General features: G+C 67.6%; 15 protein-coding genes, 3 rRNA genes and 1 pseudogene. 13 read left to right on the top strand and 6 right to left on the bottom strand.

Annotated elements, in window-relative coordinates:
* Nucleotides 1-3: 3 nt before the first annotated feature.
* The 6 genes from KALB_RS45925 to KALB_RS31730 form a co-directional block, all read right to left on the bottom strand.
* Nucleotides 4-822, bottom strand: coding sequence for an alpha/beta fold hydrolase (locus tag KALB_RS45925; RefSeq protein WP_030107919.1), 819 nt, complete (start codon nucleotides 820-822; stop codon nucleotides 4-6).
* A complete protein-coding gene (locus tag KALB_RS47090; RefSeq protein WP_025359708.1) occupies nucleotides 812-1,366 on the bottom strand; it encodes a MafI family immunity protein in 555 nt (184 codons plus the stop codon). Before KALB_RS47090 ends, KALB_RS45925 begins: the two co-directional genes overlap by 11 nt.
* A 41-nt stretch (nucleotides 1,367-1,407) precedes the next feature.
* Nucleotides 1,408-2,205, bottom strand: a complete 798-nt coding sequence (locus KALB_RS31740; protein WP_030107921.1) for a MerR family transcriptional regulator — start codon at nucleotides 2,203-2,205, stop codon at nucleotides 1,408-1,410.
* 18 nt (nucleotides 2,206-2,223) lie between these two features.
* Entirely contained in the window at nucleotides 2,224-2,577 is a 354-nt protein-coding gene (locus KALB_RS31735) for a nuclear transport factor 2 family protein (protein WP_025359706.1), read from the bottom strand.
* A gap of 63 nt (nucleotides 2,578-2,640) precedes the next feature.
* On the bottom strand, nucleotides 2,641-2,784 hold the full coding sequence (locus KALB_RS50390) for a WCX domain-containing protein (protein ID WP_201771843.1): 144 nt from the start codon (nucleotides 2,782-2,784) through the stop codon (nucleotides 2,641-2,643).
* A gap of 8 nt (nucleotides 2,785-2,792) precedes the next feature.
* Nucleotides 2,793-3,578 (bottom strand): GrpB family protein, encoded by a 786-nt coding sequence (locus tag KALB_RS31730; RefSeq protein ID WP_051912891.1) that lies wholly within the window; start codon nucleotides 3,576-3,578, stop codon nucleotides 2,793-2,795.
* A gap of 65 nt (nucleotides 3,579-3,643) precedes the next feature.
* On the opposite strand from KALB_RS31730, the gene argC reads away from it, so the two are divergent.
* From argC to rrf, 13 genes and pseudogenes are all read left to right on the top strand, one after another.
* Nucleotides 3,644-4,666 (top strand): N-acetyl-gamma-glutamyl-phosphate reductase, encoded by a 1,023-nt coding sequence (gene argC / locus KALB_RS31725; RefSeq protein WP_025359704.1) that lies wholly within the window; start codon nucleotides 3,644-3,646, stop codon nucleotides 4,664-4,666.
* Nucleotides 4,663-5,865 (top strand): bifunctional glutamate N-acetyltransferase/amino-acid acetyltransferase ArgJ, encoded by a 1,203-nt coding sequence (argJ, locus tag KALB_RS31720; protein WP_042221012.1) that lies wholly within the window; start codon nucleotides 4,663-4,665, stop codon nucleotides 5,863-5,865. The genes argC and argJ overlap by 4 nt, the downstream gene beginning before the upstream one ends.
* Nucleotides 5,862-6,761, top strand: a complete 900-nt coding sequence (gene argB, locus KALB_RS31715; protein ID WP_025359702.1) for an acetylglutamate kinase — start codon at nucleotides 5,862-5,864, stop codon at nucleotides 6,759-6,761. The genes argJ and argB overlap by 4 nt, the downstream gene beginning before the upstream one ends.
* On the top strand, nucleotides 6,758-7,942 hold the full coding sequence (locus tag KALB_RS31710; RefSeq protein WP_025359701.1) for an acetylornithine transaminase: 1,185 nt from the start codon (nucleotides 6,758-6,760) through the stop codon (nucleotides 7,940-7,942). The genes argB and KALB_RS31710 overlap by 4 nt, the downstream gene beginning before the upstream one ends.
* Nucleotide 7,943: 1 nt before the next feature.
* A complete protein-coding gene (argF, locus tag KALB_RS31705) occupies nucleotides 7,944-8,870 on the top strand; it encodes an ornithine carbamoyltransferase (RefSeq protein WP_025359700.1) in 927 nt (308 codons plus the stop codon).
* A 28-nt stretch (nucleotides 8,871-8,898) separates the two neighbouring features.
* Nucleotides 8,899-9,426, top strand: a pseudogene (locus KALB_RS31700) (arginine repressor); the annotation flags it as partial.
* Nucleotides 9,419-10,615 carry an argininosuccinate synthase gene (locus tag KALB_RS31695; RefSeq protein ID WP_025359698.1) on the top strand — a complete coding sequence of 399 codons (1,197 nt, stop codon included), beginning with the start codon at nucleotides 9,419-9,421 and terminating at the stop codon, nucleotides 10,613-10,615. The pseudogene KALB_RS31700 and the gene KALB_RS31695, both read left to right, overlap by 8 nt.
* Nucleotides 10,612-12,024, top strand: a complete 1,413-nt coding sequence (gene argH, locus KALB_RS31690) for an argininosuccinate lyase (RefSeq protein ID WP_025359697.1) — start codon at nucleotides 10,612-10,614, stop codon at nucleotides 12,022-12,024. The genes KALB_RS31695 and argH overlap by 4 nt, the downstream gene beginning before the upstream one ends.
* Nucleotides 12,025-12,053: 29 nt before the next feature.
* Nucleotides 12,054-12,665: a DNA-3-methyladenine glycosylase gene (locus tag KALB_RS31685; protein ID WP_030107924.1), complete on the top strand. Its 612-nt coding sequence runs from the start codon at nucleotides 12,054-12,056 to the stop codon at nucleotides 12,663-12,665.
* Between the two features lie 114 nt (nucleotides 12,666-12,779).
* Complete coding sequence (tyrS, locus tag KALB_RS31680) at nucleotides 12,780-14,054, top strand: tyrosine--tRNA ligase (protein WP_025359695.1); 1,275 nt, start codon at nucleotides 12,780-12,782, stop codon at nucleotides 14,052-14,054.
* A 420-nt stretch (nucleotides 14,055-14,474) separates the two neighbouring features.
* Nucleotides 14,475-15,991 (top strand): 16S ribosomal RNA (locus KALB_RS31675).
* 358 nt (nucleotides 15,992-16,349) lie between these two features.
* Nucleotides 16,350-19,461, top strand: a 23S ribosomal RNA gene (locus tag KALB_RS31670).
* A gap of 104 nt (nucleotides 19,462-19,565) precedes the next feature.
* Nucleotides 19,566-19,682 (top strand): 5S ribosomal RNA (gene rrf / locus KALB_RS31665).
* Together the 16S, 23S and 5S rRNA genes form the textbook arrangement of a ribosomal RNA operon.
* Nucleotides 19,683-19,720: the final 38 nt, after the last annotated feature.

Below are 19,720 nucleotides of genomic sequence, written 5' to 3'. Positions count from 1 at the left end.
TCCTCACCGCGCCACGCGGGCCACGAACTCGCGCAGCAGCGCGGTGACCGCCTCGGGCTGTTCACGCCAAGGCTGGTGCGCGGCGCCGTCGAGCACGACGAGCTCAGCCGTGGGCATGGCGTTCGCCAGGGCCTTGACCCCGTCGACCGGTCGCGGGTCCGCTGCCCCGTGCACGAGCAACACCGGTGCCCGCACTTGTTCGTACCGCACGGGCGGGTCCTCCTCGTTCATCACCGCGTTGCACAGCCGGTTCAGCGGCAGTTCGGTGCCCGCGTCCACGGCGGCCATCGCCGGGTCCACGAAGTCCGGCGCCCAGCACAGGGCCCGCCACTCCACCTCCTCGTCCCAGGTCCGCTCCCGTGCCGCCAGCTCCTCTCGCCGCGCGACCTGCTGCGTGCTCAGCCGCTGCCGGACCCGTTCCCGGTAGGCGGCCTTGTGCACGGTCCAGTCCAGCCCCAGCCCGTTGAGGTAGACCAGGCCCAGCACCCGGTCGGGGTGCTCGTTGGTGTAGGCCAGGCCCAGCGCCGCCCCGAACGAGTGGCCGACCACCACCCAGCGCTCGTGGCCCAGGTGCGCGCGCAGCTCGTCCAGGTCGGCCACGAACCGGCTCATCCGGTAGTCGGTGCTCGCCGAGGACCGGCCACAGCCGCGCTGGTCGTAGCGGTGGGTGCTGACCAGGTCCGCCAGTGGGGTGGCGAGCGGTTCCAGGTAGTCCCACATGCCGGGCCCGCCGTGCAGGAACACCGCGCCCGGTGCGCCAGACAGCCAGCTCGAGTCGGTCCAGAGCACGGCACCGTCGGACAGCCGCACCTCACTGGGCATGGCAGCGTCCCAGCGCGGCGATCGCATCGTCCTCGTCCGCGAGCAGCACCGTCTCCGGCCAGGGCAGGGACTCGCGCCGACGGCTCCAGGTCGGGTGCACGACCGCGCACAGCGGATCCGGCGAGTCCTCATCCACCATCAGCAGCACGTCATCGCACCGCTCGCAGGCCAGCCAGGCCGTGAGCTGCTTTCCGTGCAGTGGGTGGCCGGGCCCGATCTCGGTCACCAGCTCGGCCTCCACCGTGCGACCGAACTCGGTGTGCTCGATCGCCCGCCACGGCCAGTCCGGGTCGTCGGCGTCCGGGCACCAGGGCAGCGCTTCCCAGGCCCGGTCCTCGCAGCCGTAGCTGATCGCCAGCTTGAGCAACCGGGCCCGGTCTGCCCTGGTCAGCGGCACGTGCCGGTCGGACAGGAGGTCGATCAGCGTCTCAACGGCGAGGTCTGGTTCCCCGTGCCGCCAGTAGCTGTGTGCCTCGTCGGCGCGTTCGGCTGGTAGCAGCCGGGACAGCGCGCCGATGATCTGCTCACTCTCCTGTGCCTTCACACAGGAATTCCAGCACGAACCCCGGGCTGTTCCCCAGTCCTTCAGCTCTCCGTCTCGTGGTGCACCGGCCAGCAGACCTCGGTGTCCATCTCACCTCCCTCCCTGAACAGGTAGTTCTCCCGCACCGGCCCCTCCGCCCCGAGTTCGCGCTCGGCCACGTAGCTGCCCAGCGCCCCGTATGTCCGGTCGATGCCGCTGTGCGAGCCCGCGTGCGTCGTGACCGCCAGGTCAGCGGAGGGCACCTCGATCACCCGCACGCGCCCCGAGGTGTCCACCGGCGCGTCGGTCGGCACGAACACCGTGGCCCCGCCGACCTCCTCGGTGAACAGTTCGGTGGCGTAGAGCCCGCCCGGTGGCCCGGTGGGACTGCCCCCGAGCGAGGCGTGGATCTCCCGCAGCGCGCCGCTCCACCACTGGCCGACCTCGCCGGTGCGCACCGTGTCGCTGATCGCGGCGGCACGCGTGGCCAGCGCGGACCGGAACCGGACCTCCAGCGGTGTCGGCTCCCGGACGAGCAGTGCACGCAGCTCGCCGATCGTCTCCCGCGTGCGGTCCAGTTGTTCCTCCATGTGCCGCAGGTGGCGGGAGATCAGCCTGGTGCGGGCCGCCGGGCTCGGTGCGGCCAGCACCGCCTTGATCTGGGCCACCGGCATGTCCAGTTCCCGGAAGCGGCGGATCAGCTGCGCCGTCTCCACCTGGGACACGTCGTAGAACCGGTAACCGGTCGAGGGGTCGACACGCGCGGGTTCGAGCAGACCCTGCTCCTGGTACAGGCGCAGCGCCTTCCTGCTCAGGCGGGTCATCGTGGAGAACTCGCCGCTGGACAACTGGACCGCCATGCCCCGGTGGCCTCCTCGCTACTCGACGATCGCCAACGCGCTGATCAGCCCGTCCCGGAGGGTGAAGCTGTAGGTCAGATCAGCCTGCCCGCCGGGGAAGTCGCCCGCAACGCGCACGGTGACGCGGTGCTGCTCGGCACTGACCGGCTCGCTGCCGGTGACCTCGGTGGTGTAGGTCCACTTGCCCAGGGTCTTCTCGCGCCAGCGCACGATCTCGGCGTGCCCCAGGTAGGTGACCCCCTCGTCCAGCACCGTGCCGTCCTCGGTGAAGCACTCGGCGCAGGCCGCCGGGTCCTGGCTGTCGGCCGCGGCCAGGTAGCGGGTGACCACCTCGGGCGCGGTGCTGGTGAGCGCGGTGTCGGTCTTCGTCATCGAGTGCTCCTCGGTTCTCGTGGGCTGTCCTGACCGAGGTTCGGCCTGGCCCCAGGGGCCAGGTCAAGCGCCCGCCGCGCGACCTGCCCGGGCCGCCATGTCCAGCAGGCGCTCGGCCAGTTGCGGCGGCCCGTGCACCTCGAACTCGCAGCCGAGTCGCAGCAGGCGGGTGGCCAGCCACTCCGGGGTGTCGGCGTGGGTCAGCACGCGACTATTCAGCTGACCGGCTCGTCCAACCGGGCCTGGATCGTGTCGAAGAAGGCGGTCTTCGCCACGGTGTAGGCGTCGTACGAGCGGCCGTCGGTGAGCTGGCGCTTGGCCTGCTCGTAGTCGTGCCGCACCACGGGGTCCGCGCGGAGCAGGTCGCGGAACCGGGTCGTGTACCGCCACCACGGCGAGTCGATCTGCCGCACGTGCAGGATCGCGCGCTGCCCTGGATCGGCGGAGGCGAACAGCCGCTTGTCCCAGCGGGCGTCCGGCCCCGTGGCACCGCGCTGGGCGTCGCGCAGCACCCCGGGTGAGTCGGGCGCCAGCAGGGCGACGTCGGTGAAGCCCACGGCGAGCAGGGCCTCGTCCAGGCCGTCGAGCTGGTCCAGGCAGGGCACGCCCAGTTGCAGGTCGATGATCGGTTTGGCGGCCAGCCCCGGCACCGAGGTGGAGCCGATGTGGTCCCAGCGCAGCCCCGGCCACCCGGGCAGGGCACTGCGCAACCGGTTCAGCAGGCGCTCTGCCGTGATCGACCAGGACGGGTCCCACTCCGCCAGTTCGGGCGAGCCCGTGCTCACGGCGAACCGCCGGTTTGCCACGTTCTGCGCGAAGGGTTCGAGCCTGGTTCGCTTGAGCTGGTCGAGGTCGGTACCGGCCAGCACGAGGTCGACCACGCGCGGATCGGCGGGCGGGTGGGCCGCGAGCACGAGCGCGAGCGGCCCGCCCAGCTCCGGCACCACGTGGAAGTCCTTGCCCAGGTCCACTTCGGCATCCAGTACGGCGATCTTCAGCACTGCCCCGAGGGTACTCACCCGAACGCGGCTTGAGTGAGTTTGCATCTCAGTGCATAATCATCCGCATGACGGTTCGGGTCGCGGTCGCCGGGGCGAGCGGGTACGCGGGAGGGGAACTCCTGCGGCTGCTGCTCGCACACCCCGAGGTCAGCATCGGCGCACTCACCGCGGGCGGCAATGCGGGCAGCCCTCTCGCCCAGCATCAGCCACACCTGCTGCCGCTGGCCGACCGGGTGCTCCAGGACACCACCGCCGAGCAGTTGTCCGGGCACGAGGTGGTCTTCCTGGCGCTGCCGCACGGCAAGTCGGCGGAGATCGCCGCTGCGCTGGGGCAGGACGTCCTGGTCATCGACTGCGGGGCGGACCACCGGCTCACCAGTGCGGCCGACTGGCAGCGCTGGTACGGCGGGCAGCACGCGGGGTCCTGGCCGTACGGCATGCCCGAACTGCCCGGCGCGCGGCAGGACCTGGTCGGCGTCAAGCGGGTCGCCGTGCCGGGCTGCTTCCCGACCGCCGCCTCACTCGCGCTGGCGCCCGCCTTCGCCGCCGGACTGGTGGCGCCCGAGGTCGTGGTGGTCGCGGTCACCGGCACCTCCGGCGCGGGCAAGGCGCTCAAGCCCAACCTGCTGGCCTCCGAGGTGCTCGGCTCGGCAAGCGCCTACGGGGTCGGCGGGGTGCACCGGCACACCCCGGAGATCGCGCAGAACCTGGGCAAGATCGCGGGCAACCCCGTCGCCGTGTCCTTCACCCCGGTGCTGGCCCCGATGGCCCGAGGCATCCTCGCCACCTGCACGGCCCCGCTGATCGGCAGCGCGGACGAGGTCCGCTCGGTCTACGAGAAGGCCTGCGCCGAGGAGCCCTTCGTGCACCTGCTGCCCGAGGGCACCTGGCCGACCACTGCGGCGACGCTCGGCTCCAACGCGGTGCACCTACAGGTGACCGTGGACGCCGACGCGGGCCGCCTGGTCGTGGTCGCCGCCGTCGACAACCTCACCAAGGGCACTGCGGGCGCCGCCGTGCAGTGCATGAACCTGGCTCTCGGTCTGCCGGAGACCTCCGGCCTGTCCACTGTGGGAGTAGCCCCGTGACCACCTCGCCCATCGCCGACGCCAAGCCGATCCGCACCGCCGGGATCACCGCGGCCCGCGGGTTCCGCGCCGCGGGGCTGGCCGCGGGCATCAAAGCCTCGGGCGCGCCGGACCTGGCCCTGGTCGTCAACGAGGGACCGATCGACTCGGCCGCCGCGGTGTTCACCACCAACAAGGTCAAGGCCGCGCCGGTGCTGTGGTCCCAGCAGGCCGTCGCCGACGGCAGGCTGCGCGCGGTCGTGCTCAACTCGGGCGGCGCAAACGCTTGCACCGGGCCGGAGGGCTTCCAGGACACGCACGCCACCGCCGAGAAGGTCGCCGCGGTGCTGGAGATCAGCGCGGTGGACGTGGCCGTCTGCTCCACGGGGCTGATCGGTGAGCGGCTGCCGATGGCCCAGCTGCTGTCCGGAGTGGACAGTGCGGCCGCGGCCCTGGACGGCACCGGCCAGGCAGGTCTGGACGCGGCCACCGCCGTGCTCACCACCGACAGCAAGCCCAAGCAGTCCGCGCTCACCCACCCCGACGGCTGGTCGGTCGGCGGCTTCGCCAAGGGCGCGGGCATGCTCGCGCCGAACATGGCCACCATGCTCTCGGTGCTCACCACCGACGCCCAGATCGAGCCCGCGGCGCTGGCCGAGCACCTGCGGGCCGTCACGAAGCTGACCTACGACCGGCTGGACGTGGACGGCTCCACCTCCACCAACGACACGGTGCTGCTGCTGGCCTCCGGCTCCTCGGGTGTCAGCCCGGACCCGGCCGAGTTCGTGCGCGTGCTCACCGCGGTCTGCGGCGACCTGGTCAAGCAGTTGCAGGGCGATGCCGAGGGCGTCACCAAGGAGGTCAGCGTCACGGTCCAGGGCGCGGCCAGCGAGCAGGACGCCGTGACGGTCGCCCGGGTGGTGGCCCGCGACAGCCTGGTCAAGACCGCGTTCTTCGGCTCGGACCCCAACTGGGGCCGCATCGTGATGGCCGTGGGCAACGCGCAGGCCCAGGTCGATCCGGACCGGCTCGACGTGGCCGTGAACGGGGTGCTGCTCTGCCAGGCGGGCACCCGTGCCGCCGACCGGGACGGCGCCGACCTGTCCGGTCGGGACATTCAGGTCGTGATCGACCTGCACCTGGGCGAGGCCGCGGCGACCGTGCTGACGACCGACCTCTCGCACGACTACGTCGAAGAGAACAGCGCGTACTCCTCATGAGCGAGCTGACAGCCGCGGAGGCCGCGGACAAGGCCGCGGTACTGATCGAGGCGCTGCCCTGGTTGCAGCGCTTCAACGGGGCCACGGTCGTGGTCAAGTACGGCGGCAACGCCATGATCGACGACAACCTCAAGCGGGCCTTCGCGCAGGACATGGTGTTCCTGCGGCTGGCGGGCCTGCACCCGGTGGTCGTGCACGGCGGCGGCCCGCAGATCAGCGCGATGCTGACCCGGCTGGGCATACCGGGCGAGTTCCTGGGCGGGCTGCGGGTCACCACCCCGGAGACCATGGACGTCGTGCGCATGGTTCTGGTCGGGCAGGTCGGCCGGGAACTGGTCGGCCTGATCAACGAGCACGGGCCGTACGCGGTGGGCATCTCCGGTGAGGACGCGCGCCTGTTCACCGCCGAACGCCGTTGCGCCGTCGTGGACGGCGAGCCGGTGGACATCGGCCTCGTCGGTGACGTGGTGACGGTCAACCCGGACTCGGTCCTCGACCTGGTGCACGCCGGGCGCATCCCCGTGGTGTCCACTGTGGCCCCCGACGTGGACGGGGTGGTGCACAACGTCAACGCCGACACGGCCGCCGGCGCGCTCGCGGTGGCGCTGCGGGCGGAGAAGCTCGTCGTGCTGACCGATGTCGAGGGTCTCTACACGAAGTGGCCGGACAAGTCCTCCCTGGTCCGCAGGATCGCCGCTGACGAACTGGAGGAGCTGTTGCCTGGCCTGGCCAGCGGCATGATCCCCAAGATGGAGGCGTGCCTGCGCGCCGTGCGCGGCGGGGTGCCCGCGGCGCACGTGATCGACGGCAGGCTCGCGCACTCCGTACTGCTCGAAGTCTTCACCAGCAAGGGCGTGGGCACCATGGTGTTCCCCGACAACGAGGAGGTCCAGTGATCGAGTCCAATGTGGATGGTCAGCGCCGCTGGCAGTCCTCGCTGATGGACAACTACGGCACCCCGCGGATCGCGCTCGTGCGCGGCGAGGGTGCCCAGGTCTGGGACGCCGACGGCAACTCCTACCTGGACCTGTTCACCGGCATCGCGGTCAACGCGCTCGGCCACGCCCACCCCGCGGTGGTCGCCGCGGTCACCGAGCAGATCGGCAAGCTGGGCCACACCTCGAACCTGTTCACCAACCAGCCCTCGCTGGAACTGGCCGAGGCACTGGTGGACCTGGTCGGCGCCCCCGGCAAGGTGCTGTTCACCAACTCCGGGGCCGAGGCCAACGAGGCCGCCTTCAAGCTGGCCAGGCTCACCGGCCGCGGCAAGATCGTCGCCTGCGAGGGCGCGTTCCACGGCCGCACCATGGGCGCGCTCGCACTGACCGGGCAGCCCGCCAAGCGCACCCCGTTCGAACCGATGACCCCTGGCGTGCGGCACGTTCCGTTCGGTGACGTCGAGGCGCTGCGGTCCGCTGTGGACGGTGACACCGCCGCCGTGTTCATCGAGCCGATCCTCGGCGAGGGCGGGGTCGTGCCCGCACCGGAGGGCTACCTGCTCGCCGCGCGGCAGATCACCGCCGAGGCGGGCGCCCTGCTCGTGCTGGACGAGGTGCAGACCGGCATCGGCCGGGTCGGCAGCTGGTTCGCCTTCCAGCAGGCGGGCGTGCTGCCCGACGTGATCACCCTGGCCAAGGGGCTGGGCGGCGGCCTGCCGCTGGGCGCCTGCATCGGCGTCGGCGCCGCCGCGGACCTGATGAAGCCCGGGCACCACGGCACCACCTTCGGCGGCAACCCGGTCTGCTGCGCCGCGGGCCTCGCGGTCCTGCGCACCATCGCCGCCGAGGGCCTGTGCGAGCACGCCGCCGCACTGGGCAAGGACCTGGCCAGCAAGGTCGAGGCCCTGCACCACCCGCTGGTCACCGGGGTGCGCGGGGCCGGCCTGCTGCTGGCCATCGCCCTGGACAGGCCGGTCTCCGGCCAGGTCGCCGCCGCCGCGTGCGCCGCGGGCTACCTGGTCAACAACGTGCAGCCCGACTCGGTCCGGCTGGCCCCGCCGCTGGTGCTCACCGAGGCCCAGGCGCACGGCTTCGTCGCCGCACTGCCCACGATCCTCGACCAGAGCGCGGAGCACTGACATGCCACTGCACTTCCTGCGTGACGACGACCTGAGCCCCCAGCAACAGGCCCACGTGCTCGACCTGGCCGACAAGCTCAAGGCCGAACCCCTGGCGCACAAGCCGTTGGCGGGCAAGTCCGTCGCGGCGATCTTCGAGAAGAACTCCACCCGTACCCGGCTGTCCTTCGACGTGGGGATCAGCCAGCTCGGCGGGCACCCGGTCATCGTGGACGGCCGCAGCATGCAGCTGGGCCGCGAGGAGACCATCGAGGACACCTCGCGGGTGCTCTCCCGGTACGTGCAGGCCGTGGTGTGGCGGACCTTCGCGCAGAAGCGCATGGAGGCCATGGCCTCCGCCTCGCGCATCCCGGTGGTCAACGCGCTGACCGACGAGTTCCACCCCTGCCAGGTGCTGGCCGACCTGATGACCATCCGCGAGCGGCACGGCAGGCTGGCCGGGCTCACCGTCACCTACCTCGGCGACGGGGCCAACAACATGGCGCACTCCCTGCTGCTGGGCGGCACCACCGCGGGCATGCACGTGCGGGTGGCCGCCCCGGACGGCTTCCAGCCGTTGCGGGAGGTGGTGCTCGACGCCAAGCACCGCGCCACCGACACCGGGGGCAGCGCCACCGTGCTCACCGACCCGGCCGCCGCCGTGGAGGGCGCCGACGTGCTGGTCACCGACACCTGGACCTCCATGGGCCAGGAGAACGACGGCAAGGACCGGGTCGGGCCCTTCCGCAAGCTCCAGGTCAACGCCGAGCTGCTGGAGCGGGCCGCGCCGGGCGCCATCGTGCTGCACTGCCTGCCCGCGCACCGCGGCTGGGAGATCACCGACGAGGTGCTCGACGGACCGGCCAGCGCCGTGTGGGACGAGGCGGAGAACCGCCTGCACGCGCAGAAGGCGTTGCTGGCCTGGCTGTTGGACGAGGACTACCGATGAGCGAGCTTGCGCGCGCCAGCGAGGAGCGACGATGAGCGCACCCACCACTCGTGCCGCGCGGCAGGGCCGCATTGTCGAGCTGGTGTCCCAGCGGGCCATCCGCAGCCAGTCCGAACTGGCCAAGATGCTGTCCGCGGAGGGCATCGAGACCACCCAGGCCACGCTCTCCCGTGACCTGGACGAGCTCGGCGCGGTCAAGCTGCGTGGCGCGGACGGCGGGGCGCCGATCTACGTCATCCCCGAGGACGGCAGCCCGGTGCGCGCCGTGGAGGGCGGCACCACCCGGCTGACCCGGCTGCTCGGCGAACTACTGGTTTCCTCCGACTCCTCGGGCAACCTCGCCGTGCTGCGCACCCCACCGGGAGCGGCCCACTTCCTGGCCAGCGCGCTGGACCGGGCCGCGCTGCACGACGTCGTCGGCACCATCGCCGGGGACGACACGATCATCATCGTGGCCCGCGAGCCCCTCACCGGGGCCCAGCTCGCCGACCGCTTCACCGCGCTCGCCGCGGGTACGAACAACTTTGTTACACCGCAAGGAGAAGGCAATGAGTGACCGGGTTGTCCTGGCCTACTCCGGTGGGCTGGACACCTCTGTGGCCATCGGCTGGATCGCCGAGCAGACCGGGTCCGAGGTCGTCGCCGTGGCGGTGGACCTGGGGCAGGGCGGCGAGGACCTGGAGACCATCCGCGAGCGGGCCCTTGCCTGCGGCGCGGTGGACGCCGTGGTGGCCGACGCGCGCGAGGAGTTCGCCCAGGAGTACTGCCTGCCCGCCCTCCAGGCCAACGCGCTCTACATGGACCGCTACCCGCTGGTGTCCGCCCTGTCCCGGCCGGTGATCGTCAAGCACCTGGCCGAGGCCGCCAAGTACCACGGCGCGACCACCGTCGCCCACGGTTGCACCGGCAAGGGCAACGACCAGGTCCGTTTCGAGGTCGGCATCGGGGCGCTGGCCCCCGACCTGAAGGTGCTCGCCCCGGTCCGCGACTTCGCCTGGACCCGGGAGAAGGCCATCGTCTGGGCGCAGGAGCGCGACCTGCCCATCGACGTGGACAAGAAGTCCCCGTACTCGGTGGACCAGAACGTGTGGGGCCGGGCCGTGGAGACCGGGTTCCTCGAGGACATCTGGAACGCCCCGATCGAGGAGGTCTACTCCTACACCTGTGACCCGGCCGAGCCGCGTGACGCCGACGAGCTGGTCATCACCTTCGACCGGGGCGTGCCGGTGGCCATCGACGGCGAGACCGTCACCGTGTTGCAGGCGATCCAGGAGCTCAACCGGCGGGCGGGCGCCCAGGGCGTTGGCAGGCTGGACATGGTCGAGGACCGGCTCGTGGGCATCAAGAGCCGGGAGATCTACGAGGCCCCCGGCGCCATCGCGCTGATCACGGCGCACCAGGAGCTGGAGAGCGTCACCGTGGAGCGCGACCTGGCCCGGTTCAAGCGACAGGTCGAGCAGCGCTGGGGCGAACTGGTCTACGACGGCCTGTGGTTCTCCCCGCTCAAGGACGCGCTGGACGCCTTCATCGAGCAGACCCAGCAGCACGTCACCGGCGAGGTCCGCGTGGTGCTGCACGGCGGCCGGGCCGTGGTCAGCGGTCGGCGCAGCGAGGAGTCGCTGTACGACTTCAACCTGGCAACCTACGACGAGGGCGACAGCTTCGACCAGTCCTTGGCCAAGGGCTTCGTACAGCTGTGGGGCCTGCCAAGCAAGATCGCGGCGAAGAGGGATCTGAACAAATGACCAAGCTCTGGGGCGGCCGGTTCGCCAGTGGACCGGCCGACGCGATGGCGGCGCTGAGCGCGTCCACGCACTTCGACTGGGTGCTGGCGCCGTACGACATCGCCGGGTCGCGGGCACACGCCCGCGTGCTCACCAACGCGGGACTGCTCACCGCCGACGAGCTGGAGCGCATGCTCGCCGCGCTGGACGCCCTGGAGGCCGACGTGGCTTCCGGGGCGTTCACCCCGACCCTCGCCGACGAGGACGTGCACACCGCCCTGGAACGCGGTCTGCTCGAACGCGCGGGCACGGAGCTGGGCGGCAAGCTGCGCGCGGGCCGTTCCCGCAACGACCAGGTCGCCACCCTGTTCCGGATGTGGCTGCGCGACGCGGCCCGCCGGGTTGCCGCGGGCACCCTGGACGTGGTAGAAGCCCTGGTCGCGCAGGCCACCGAGCACCTCGGCGCCGTCATGCCGGGCCGCACGCACCTGCAACACGCCCAGCCGGTGCTGCTCGCGCACCACCTGCTCGCGCACACCCAGTCCCTGCTGCGCGACGTGGACCGGCTGCACGACTGGGACGCCCGCGCCGCGGTCTCCCCGTACGGCTCCGGCGCACTGGCCGGTTCCTCGCTGGGCCTGGACCCGGCGAAGGTCGCCGCCGAACTGGGCTTCGCCGCCCCGGTGGAGAACTCCATCGACGGCACCGCCTCCAGGGACTTCGCGGCGGAGATCGCGTTCTGCCTGGCCATGCTGGGCGTCAACCTGTCCCGGATCGCCGAAGAGGTGATCATCTGGACCACCGCCGAGTTCGGCTACGCGGTGCTCGACGACGCCTGGGCCACCGGCAGCTCGATCATGCCGCAGAAGAAGAACCCGGACGTGGCCGAGCTGACCAGGGGCAAGTCCGGGCGGCTGATCGGCAACCTGACCGGCCTGCTGGCCACGCTCAAGGCCCAGCCGCTGGCGTACAACCGGGACCTCCAGGAGGACAAGGAGCCCCTGTTCGACTCGGTGGCCCAGCTGGAGCTGCTGCTGCCCGCGATCGCCGGCATGCTCGGCACGCTGCGCTTCGACACCGCGCGGATGGCCGAACTGGCCCCCGCCGGGTTCACCCTGGCCACCGACATCGCCGAGTGGCTGGTCCGCGAGGGCGTGCCGTTCCGGGTGGCGCACGAGGCGGCCGGGGAGTGCGTGCGGGTGGCCGAGGGCCGCGGTGTCGGCCTGGACGAGCTGACCGACGCCGAGCTGGCCCAGGTCAACCCGCACCTGACCGCCAAGGTCCGCGAGGTGCTCACGGTGGCTGGGTCGATCGCCTCCCGCGACGGACACGGCGGCACCGCCCCGGCGCGGGTCGCCGAGCAGCTGGAGCGCGTTGTGACGCGGATCAAGGACCAGCGCGTCTGGTTGGAGCCCGGTACTCGCCGTTAGGGTGCGCTCTTGTGGAACTGACCCGCCGCATGCTCACCGAGCAGGAGCTGGCCGTGGACCCCGTGGTCGCGGCCAAGCTCCTGCTCGGCTGCGTCATGGAGGTGGACGGTCCCGAGGGGCCGATCGGCGTGCGGCTGGTCGAGGTCGAGGCGTACCGGGGTGGTGACGACCCCGCCTCGCACTGCTACCGGGGCCGGACCCCGCGCAACGACGTGATGTTCGGGCCGCCCGGGTTCCTCTACGTGTACTTCGTGTACGGCATGCACTACTGCGCCAACATCGTGTGCCTGACCGACGGCGTGCCCGGCGCGGTGCTGCTGCGCGCGGGCGAGGTGGTCACCGGCGTGGAGTCGGCGCGCCTGCGGCGCCGGGCCGCCCGCAGCGACGTGGAACTGGCCAAGGGCCCCGCGAAGCTGACCACCGTGCTGGGCCTGAGCCGGGAGAACAACGGCGTGCACCTGCTGGACCCGGCCTCACCGGTGCGGCTGTTCGCCGGCGACCCGGTGCCGCCCGAGCAGATCCACGCTGGTCCCCGCGTGGGTGTGGCCACCGCCATGGACCGCCCCTGGCGGTTCTGGGTGGACGACTCGCCCGCCGTCAGCACCTGCCGGCGCGGTGGCCGCCGCCGAACCCGCCCCTGACGGCTAGTCCCGCTCTCAGGCGAGCGAGTCCCGTCCTGTGGCGCGCGAGTCCCGCTCTGGGGCCGCCGAGTCCCGCCCACAACTGCTTTGACCAGGTAGGCGACAATTCGTCCCGTGAGTGAGCACATCCTCGACGAGTTGTCCTGGCGCGGGTTGATCGCGCAGTCCACCGATCTCGACGCGCTGCGCAAGGATCTCGACCTCGGTCCGCTCACCCTCTACGCGGGCTTCGACCCGACCGCGCCCAGCCTGCACGCCGGCCACCTGATCCCGCTGCTCGGCCTGCGCCGGTTCCAGCAGGCGGGGCACCGGCCGATCGTGCTCGCGGGCGGCGCGACCGGGCTGATCGGCGACCCCCGCGACGTGGGGGAGCGCAGCATGCACTCGGTGGACACCGTCGCCGAGTGGACCGACCGGATCCGCGGCCAGCTGGAGCGCTTCGTGCACTTCGACGACGGCCCGACCGGCGCGCTGGTGGAGAACAACGCCAACTGGACCGCCAACCTGCCGGTCACCGAGTTCCTGCGCGACGTGGGCAAGCACTTCTCGGTGAACACCATGCTGTCCAGGGAGACCGTCAAGCGGCGGCTGGAGACCGACGGCATCTCCTACACCGAGTTCAGCTACATGTTGTTGCAGGCCAACGACTTCCTCCAGCTGGCACGCAAGCACGGCTGCGCGCTGCAGATCGGCGGCGCCGACCAGTGGGGCAACATCGTGGCCGGGGTGGACCTGAACCGGCGGGTGGACGCCCGCTCGGTGCACGCGGTGACGGTGCCCCTGGTCACCGACTCGGAGGGCCGCAAGTTCGGCAAGTCCACCGGCGGCGGCAACCTGTGGCTGGACCCGGCCATGACCTCGCCGTACGCCTGGTACCAGTACTTCGTGAACGTGGGCGACTCCGACGCCCTGAACTATCTGCGCATGTTCACCTTCCTCGCGCAGGACGAGCTGGTCGCCCTCGAACAGGACACCGCGGAGCGCCCGCACCTGCGGGCGGCCCAGCGCCGGCTTGCCGAGGAGCTCACCACGTTGGTGCACGGCGCCGACCAGACCCGCCAGGTGGTCACCGCCAGCCAGGCCCTGTTCGGCAGGGGTGAGCTGCGCGAGCTGGACGCGGCCACGCTGGACGCCGCCATGGCCGAGGCGCCGACCGGGCAGGCCCGGCTCGCCGACCAGCCGACGATCGTCGACCTGTTGGTGAGCTCCGGGTTGGTCGACAGCAAGAGCGCCGCCCGCAGGACCGTGAAGGAGGGGGGCGCGTACGTGAACAACGAGAAGGTCGCCGACGAGGGCTGGCAGCCGACCAGCGAGGACCTGCTGCACGGGCGCTGGATCGTCATTCGACGTGGCCGCCGTCACACTGCGGGCGTCGAAGTGGTGGTCTAGCGTGGGTGTCGACGGCGCGGAGGGCCTCTGAGCTGGGACTTCCGCTCCGTCGATGCGGTCGAGCGCGCGATTTGACTTCTCGTTCTCCGCCGCGTAACTTTCTCTCTGTCAGCGCAACACGGACTGGGACGGCCGAGAAGCCCCGAGGACGAGCCTGACACTCCGGGACGAACCCAAGAGGATCGAAACCCCGCAAGGGGCCGATTTGCTTGGAGCGAACGGACCGGCTAAGCTTCGAAACATCAAGCCCCGGATCAAGACCGAGCAATCGGACGCGAGATGGTGTGCGTGTGTTCTTTGAGAACTCAACAGCGTACTGTAATAGCCAGTACTTGAATGAATAACCCCTTAGTGGGTTCCTTTGAGATGGTTATGACTGGTTTGAATGCCAGTTTGTACTAGTCTCGATCAAACAAAACCTTATTGGAGAGTTTGATCCTGGCTCAGGACGAACGCTGGCGGCGTGCTTAACACATGCAAGTCGAGCGGTAAGGCCCTTCGGGGTACACGAGCGGCGAACGGGTGAGTAACACGTGGGCAACCTGCCCTACACTCTGGGATAAGCCCGGGAAACTGGGTCTAATACCGGATATGACTTCGCGGCGCATGTCGTGGGGTGGAAAGTTCCGGCGGTGTAGGATGGGCCCGCGGCCTATCAGCTTGTTGGTGGGGTAGTGGCCTACCAAGGCGACGACGGGTAGCCGGCCTGAGAGGGCGACCGGCCACACTGGGACTGAGACACGGCCCAGACTCCTACGGGAGGCAGCAGTGGGGAATATTGCGCAATGGGCGAAAGCCTGACGCAGCGACGCCGCGTGAGGGATGACGGCCTTCGGGTTGTAAACCTCTTTCAGCAGGGACGAAGCGCGAGTGACGGTACCTGCAGAAGAAGCACCGGCTAACTACGTGCCAGCAGCCGCGGTAATACGTAGGGTGCGAGCGTTGTCCGGAATTATTGGGCGTAAAGAGCTCGTAGGCGGTTTGTCGCGTCGACTGTGAAAACCTACAGCTTAACTGTGGGCTTGCAGTCGATACGGGCAGACTTGAGTTCGGTAGGGGAGACTGGAATTCCTGGTGTAGCGGTGAAATGCGCAGATATCAGGAGGAACACCGGTGGCGAAGGCGGGTCTCTGGGCCGATACTGACGCTGAGGAGCGAAAGCGTGGGGAGCGAACAGGATTAGATACCCTGGTAGTCCACGCCGTAAACGGTGGGCGCTAGGTGTGGGGGTCTTCCACGACTTCCGTGCCGTAGCTAACGCATTAAGCGCCCCGCCTGGGGAGTACGGCCGCAAGGCTAAAACTCAAAGGAATTGACGGGGGCCCGCACAAGCGGCGGAGCATGTGGATTAATTCGATGCAACGCGAAGAACCTTACCTGGGCTTGACATGCATTGGAAACCTGCAGAGATGTAGGCTCCCTTGTGGCCGGTGCACAGGTGGTGCATGGCTGTCGTCAGCTCGTGTCGTGAGATGTTGGGTTAAGTCCCGCAACGAGCGCAACCCTCGTTCCATGTTGCCAGCGCGTAATGGCGGGGACTCATGGGAGACTGCCGGGGTCAACTCGGAGGAAGGTGGGGATGACGTCAAGTCATCATGCCCCTTATGTCCAGGGCTTCACACATGCTACAATGGCCGGTACAAAGGGCTGCTAAGCCGTGAGGTGGAGCGAATCCCAGAAAGCCGGTCTCAGTTCGGATCGGGGTCTGCAACTCGACCCCGTGAAGTCGGAGTCGCTAGTAATCGCAGATCAGCAACGCTGCGGTGAATACGTTCCCGGGCCTTGTACACACCGCCCGTCACGTCACGAAAGTCGGTAACACCCGAAGCCCGTGGCCCAACCCGTAAGGGGGGGAGCGGTCGAAGGTGGGACTGGCGATTGGGACGAAGTCGTAACAAGGTAGCCGTACCGGAAGGTGCGGCTGGATCACCTCCTTTCTAAGGAGCACTCCCGACACCTGCCCTCCGGGGTAGCGTGGAGGACCATGCCGGCGGCGAACGATCGTCGGATGGTTGCTCAATAGTGTGGATGCTGGCTAGATGCAGTGGTCAGGTCGTCACCTAGGCGCCTAGTACTGCTCGCCCTTCGGGGTGGGCGTGGAACGGGCCGGGTGGGGGTGGGAGCTGCTGTCAGTACGCTGTTGGGTCCTGAGAGAACACGCTTGGTGTGTCTTTCAGTCACAGGATCTGCCTCGAGGTCAAACGGGTCGCGCCGGGTGCGTGGTCAGGTGTCTCAGTAGTGGGTGGGTTTCTGGTTGTTCTTTGAGAACTGCACAGTGGATGCGAGCATCTTTGTGTTCAAGTTGTTAAGAGCACACGGTGGATGTCTAGGCACCAGGAGCCGATGAAGGACGTAGGAGGCTGCGAAAAGCCTCGGGGAGCTGCCAACCGAGCTGTGATCCGAGGGTGTCCGAATGGGGAAACCCGGCCTCAGTCATGTGGGGTCACCCGCACCTGAATATATAGGGTGTGTGGAGGGAACGTGGGGAAGTGAAACATCTCAGTACCCACAGGAAGAGAAAACAACCGTGATTCCGTGAGTAGTGGCGAGCGAAAACGGATGAGGCTAAACCGTTGACGTGTGATACCTGGCAGGGGTTGCGTTGGCGGGGTTGTGGGACGTTACTGATCCGGGCTGCTGACCGGATGGGGAGTCAGAAAACAGTGTGTTAGTGGAATCAGTTTGGGAAACTGGACCGTAGAGGGTGATAGTCCCGTACGCGAAAACATGCTGTCTTCCTTGTAGTGATCCCAAGTAGCAGCGAGCTCGTGGAATTTGCTGTGAATCTGGCGGGACCACCCGCTAAGCCTAAATACTCCCTGGTGACCGATAGCGGACTAGTACCGTGAGGGAAAGATGAAAAGTACCCCGGGAGGGGAGTGAAATAGTACCTGAAACCGTGTGCTTACAATCCGTCAGAGCCTCCGTTGCAGGGGTGATGGCGTGCCTTTTGAAGAATGAGCCTGCGAGTTAGCGGTACGTGGCGAGGTTAACCTGTGTGGGGTAGCCGTAGCGAAAGCGAGTCCGAATAGGGCGATATAGTCGCGTGCTCTAGACCCGAAGCGGGGTGATCTAGCCATGGCCAGGGTGAAGCGCGGGTAAGACCGCGTGGAGGCCCGAACCCACCAGGGTTGAAAACCTGGGGGATGAGCTGTGGTTAGGGGTGAAAGGCCAATCAAACTCCGTGATAGCTGGTTCTCCCCGAAATGCATTTAGGTGCAGCGTCGCATGTTTCTTGGTGGGGGTAGAGCACTGGATGGCCTAGGGGGCCTACAAGCTTACTGAAGTCAACCAAACTCCGAATACCATCAAGTGAGAGTGCGGCAGTGAGACTGCGGGCGATAAGGTTCGTAGTCGAGAGGGAAACAGCCCAGAACACCAGCTAAGGCCCCAAAGTGTGTGCTAAGTGGGAAAGGATGTGGGGTCGCCCAGACAACCAGGAGGTTGGCTTAGAAGCAGCCACCCTTTAAAGAGTGCGTAATAGCTCACTGGTCAAGTGGTCCTGCGCCGACAATGTAGCGGGGCTCAAGCACACCGCCGAAGCTGTGTCATTCACACATCGATCGGCTTCACCTTCGGGTGGGGTCCAGTCGTGTGGATGGGTAGGGGAGCGTCGTGTGGGCGATGAAGCGGCAGGGGAACCTAGCCGTGGAGGCCACGCGAGTGAGAATGCAGGCATGAGTAGCGAAAGACGAGTGAGAAACTCGTCCGCCGGATGACCAAGGGTTCCTGGGCCAGGCTAATCCGCCCAGGGTAAGTCGGGACCTAAGGCGAGGCCGACAGGCGTAGTCGATGGACAACGGGTTGATATTCCCGTACCCGTGTAAACGCGTCCATGGTGAGGCCGGTGATGCTAACCGCCCGAGAGCTACCAAGTCTTCGGATGAGGTAGTGATTGCGCGGGATCCGATCCGGTAGTAGTCAAGCGATGGGGTGACGCAGGAGGGTAGCTCCGCCAGTCAGTGGTAATACTGGTGTAAGCGTGTAGGCTATCGGGATAGGCAAATCCGTCCTGATGTTAGGCTGAGACGTGATGCGTAGCCGATTGAGGCGAAGTAGAGTGATCCCATGCTGCCGAGAAAAGCCTCTAGCGAGTGTTTATGCGGCCCGTACCCCAAACCGACACAGGTGGTCAGGTAGAGAATACCGAGGCGTTCGGGTGAACTGTGGTTAAGGAACTCGGCAAAATGCCCCCGTAACTTCGGGAGAAGGGGGGCCGTGTGGCTTGAAGCCCCGTGCGGGCTAGGGCTGTGCGGCCGCAGAGAGCAGCGAGAAGCGACTGTTTACTAAAAACACAGGTCCATGCGAAGTCGCAAGACGATGTATATGGACTGACGCCTGCCCGGTGCTGGAACGTTAAGGGGACCGGTTAGCCTTTCGGGGCGAAGCTGAGAACTTAAGCGCCAGTAAACGGCGGTGGTAACTATAACCATCCTAAGGTAGCGAAATTCCTTGTCGGGTAAGTTCCGACCTGCACGAATGGCGTAACGACTTCTCGACTGTCTCAACCACAGGCCCGGTGAAATTGCATTACGAGTAAAGATGCTCGTTACGCGCGGCAGGACGGAAAGACCCCGGGACCTTTACTATAGCTTGGTATTGGTGCTCGGTTCGGCTTGTGTAGGATAGGTGGGAGACTGTGAAGCGGTCACGCCAGTGGCTGTGGAGTCATCGTTGAAATACCACTCTGGTCGTTCTGGGTGTCTAACCTCGGACCATGATCTGGTTCAGGGACAGTGCCTGGTGGGTAGTTTAACTGGGGCGGTTGCCTCCCAAAGGGTAACGGAGGCGCTCAAAGGTTCCCTCAGCCTGGTTGGCAATCAGGTGTTGAGTGCAAGTGCACAAGGGGGCTTGACTGTGAGACTGACAGGTCGAGCAGGGACGAAAGTCGGAACTAGTGATCCGGCGCTGGCTGGTGGAAGCGGCGTCGCTCAACGGATAAAAGGTACCCCGGGGATAACAGGCTGATCTTGCCCAAGAGTCCATATCGACGGCATGGTTTGGCACCTCGATGTCGGCTCGTCGCATCCTGGGGCTGGAGTAGGTCCCAAGGGTTGGGCTGTTCGCCCATTAAAGCGGTACGCGAGCTGGGTTTAGAACGTCGTGAGACAGTTCGGTCCCTATCCGCCGTGCGCGTAGGAGATTTGAGGAAGGCTGTCCCTAGTACGAGAGGACCGGGATGGACGGACCTCTGGTGTGCCAGTTGTTCCGCCAGGAGCATGGCTGGTTGGCTACGTTCGGAAGAGATAACCGCTGAAAGCATCTAAGCGGGAAGCTTGTTCCAAGATGAGATCTCCCTCTCCTTGTGAGTTAAGGCCCCCAAGAGACGATTGGGTTGATAGGCCAGAGATGGAAGCACCGTGAGGTGTGGAGTTGACTGGTACTAATAGGCCGAGGACTTGACTACGAAGGTGCTACGCATCCACTGTGTGGTTCTGAAAGAACCAACCGGCATCACCCTGATCGGCCTTTGGCTGTGGTGGGTGTGGTGTGGTGGTAATTTCATAGTGTTTCGGTGGTGTTGGCGGAGGGGAAACGCCCGGTCCCATTCCGAACCCGGAAGCTAAGCCCTCCTGCGCCGATGGTACTGCACTCGTGAGGGTGTGGGAGAGTAGGACGCTGCCGAACATTCTTCCCCGAGGAGGGGGCTGTGGGTTGATACGCAT

Origin of the sequence: Kutzneria viridogrisea DSM 43870 (assembly GCF_000525635.1) — a bacterium.
Classification (GTDB): Bacteria; Actinomycetota; Actinomycetes; order Mycobacteriales; family Pseudonocardiaceae; genus Kutzneria; species Kutzneria viridogrisea.
The sequence above is the reverse complement of the archived record's forward strand: the minus strand, read 5'-3'. Positions and strand labels throughout refer to the sequence as shown.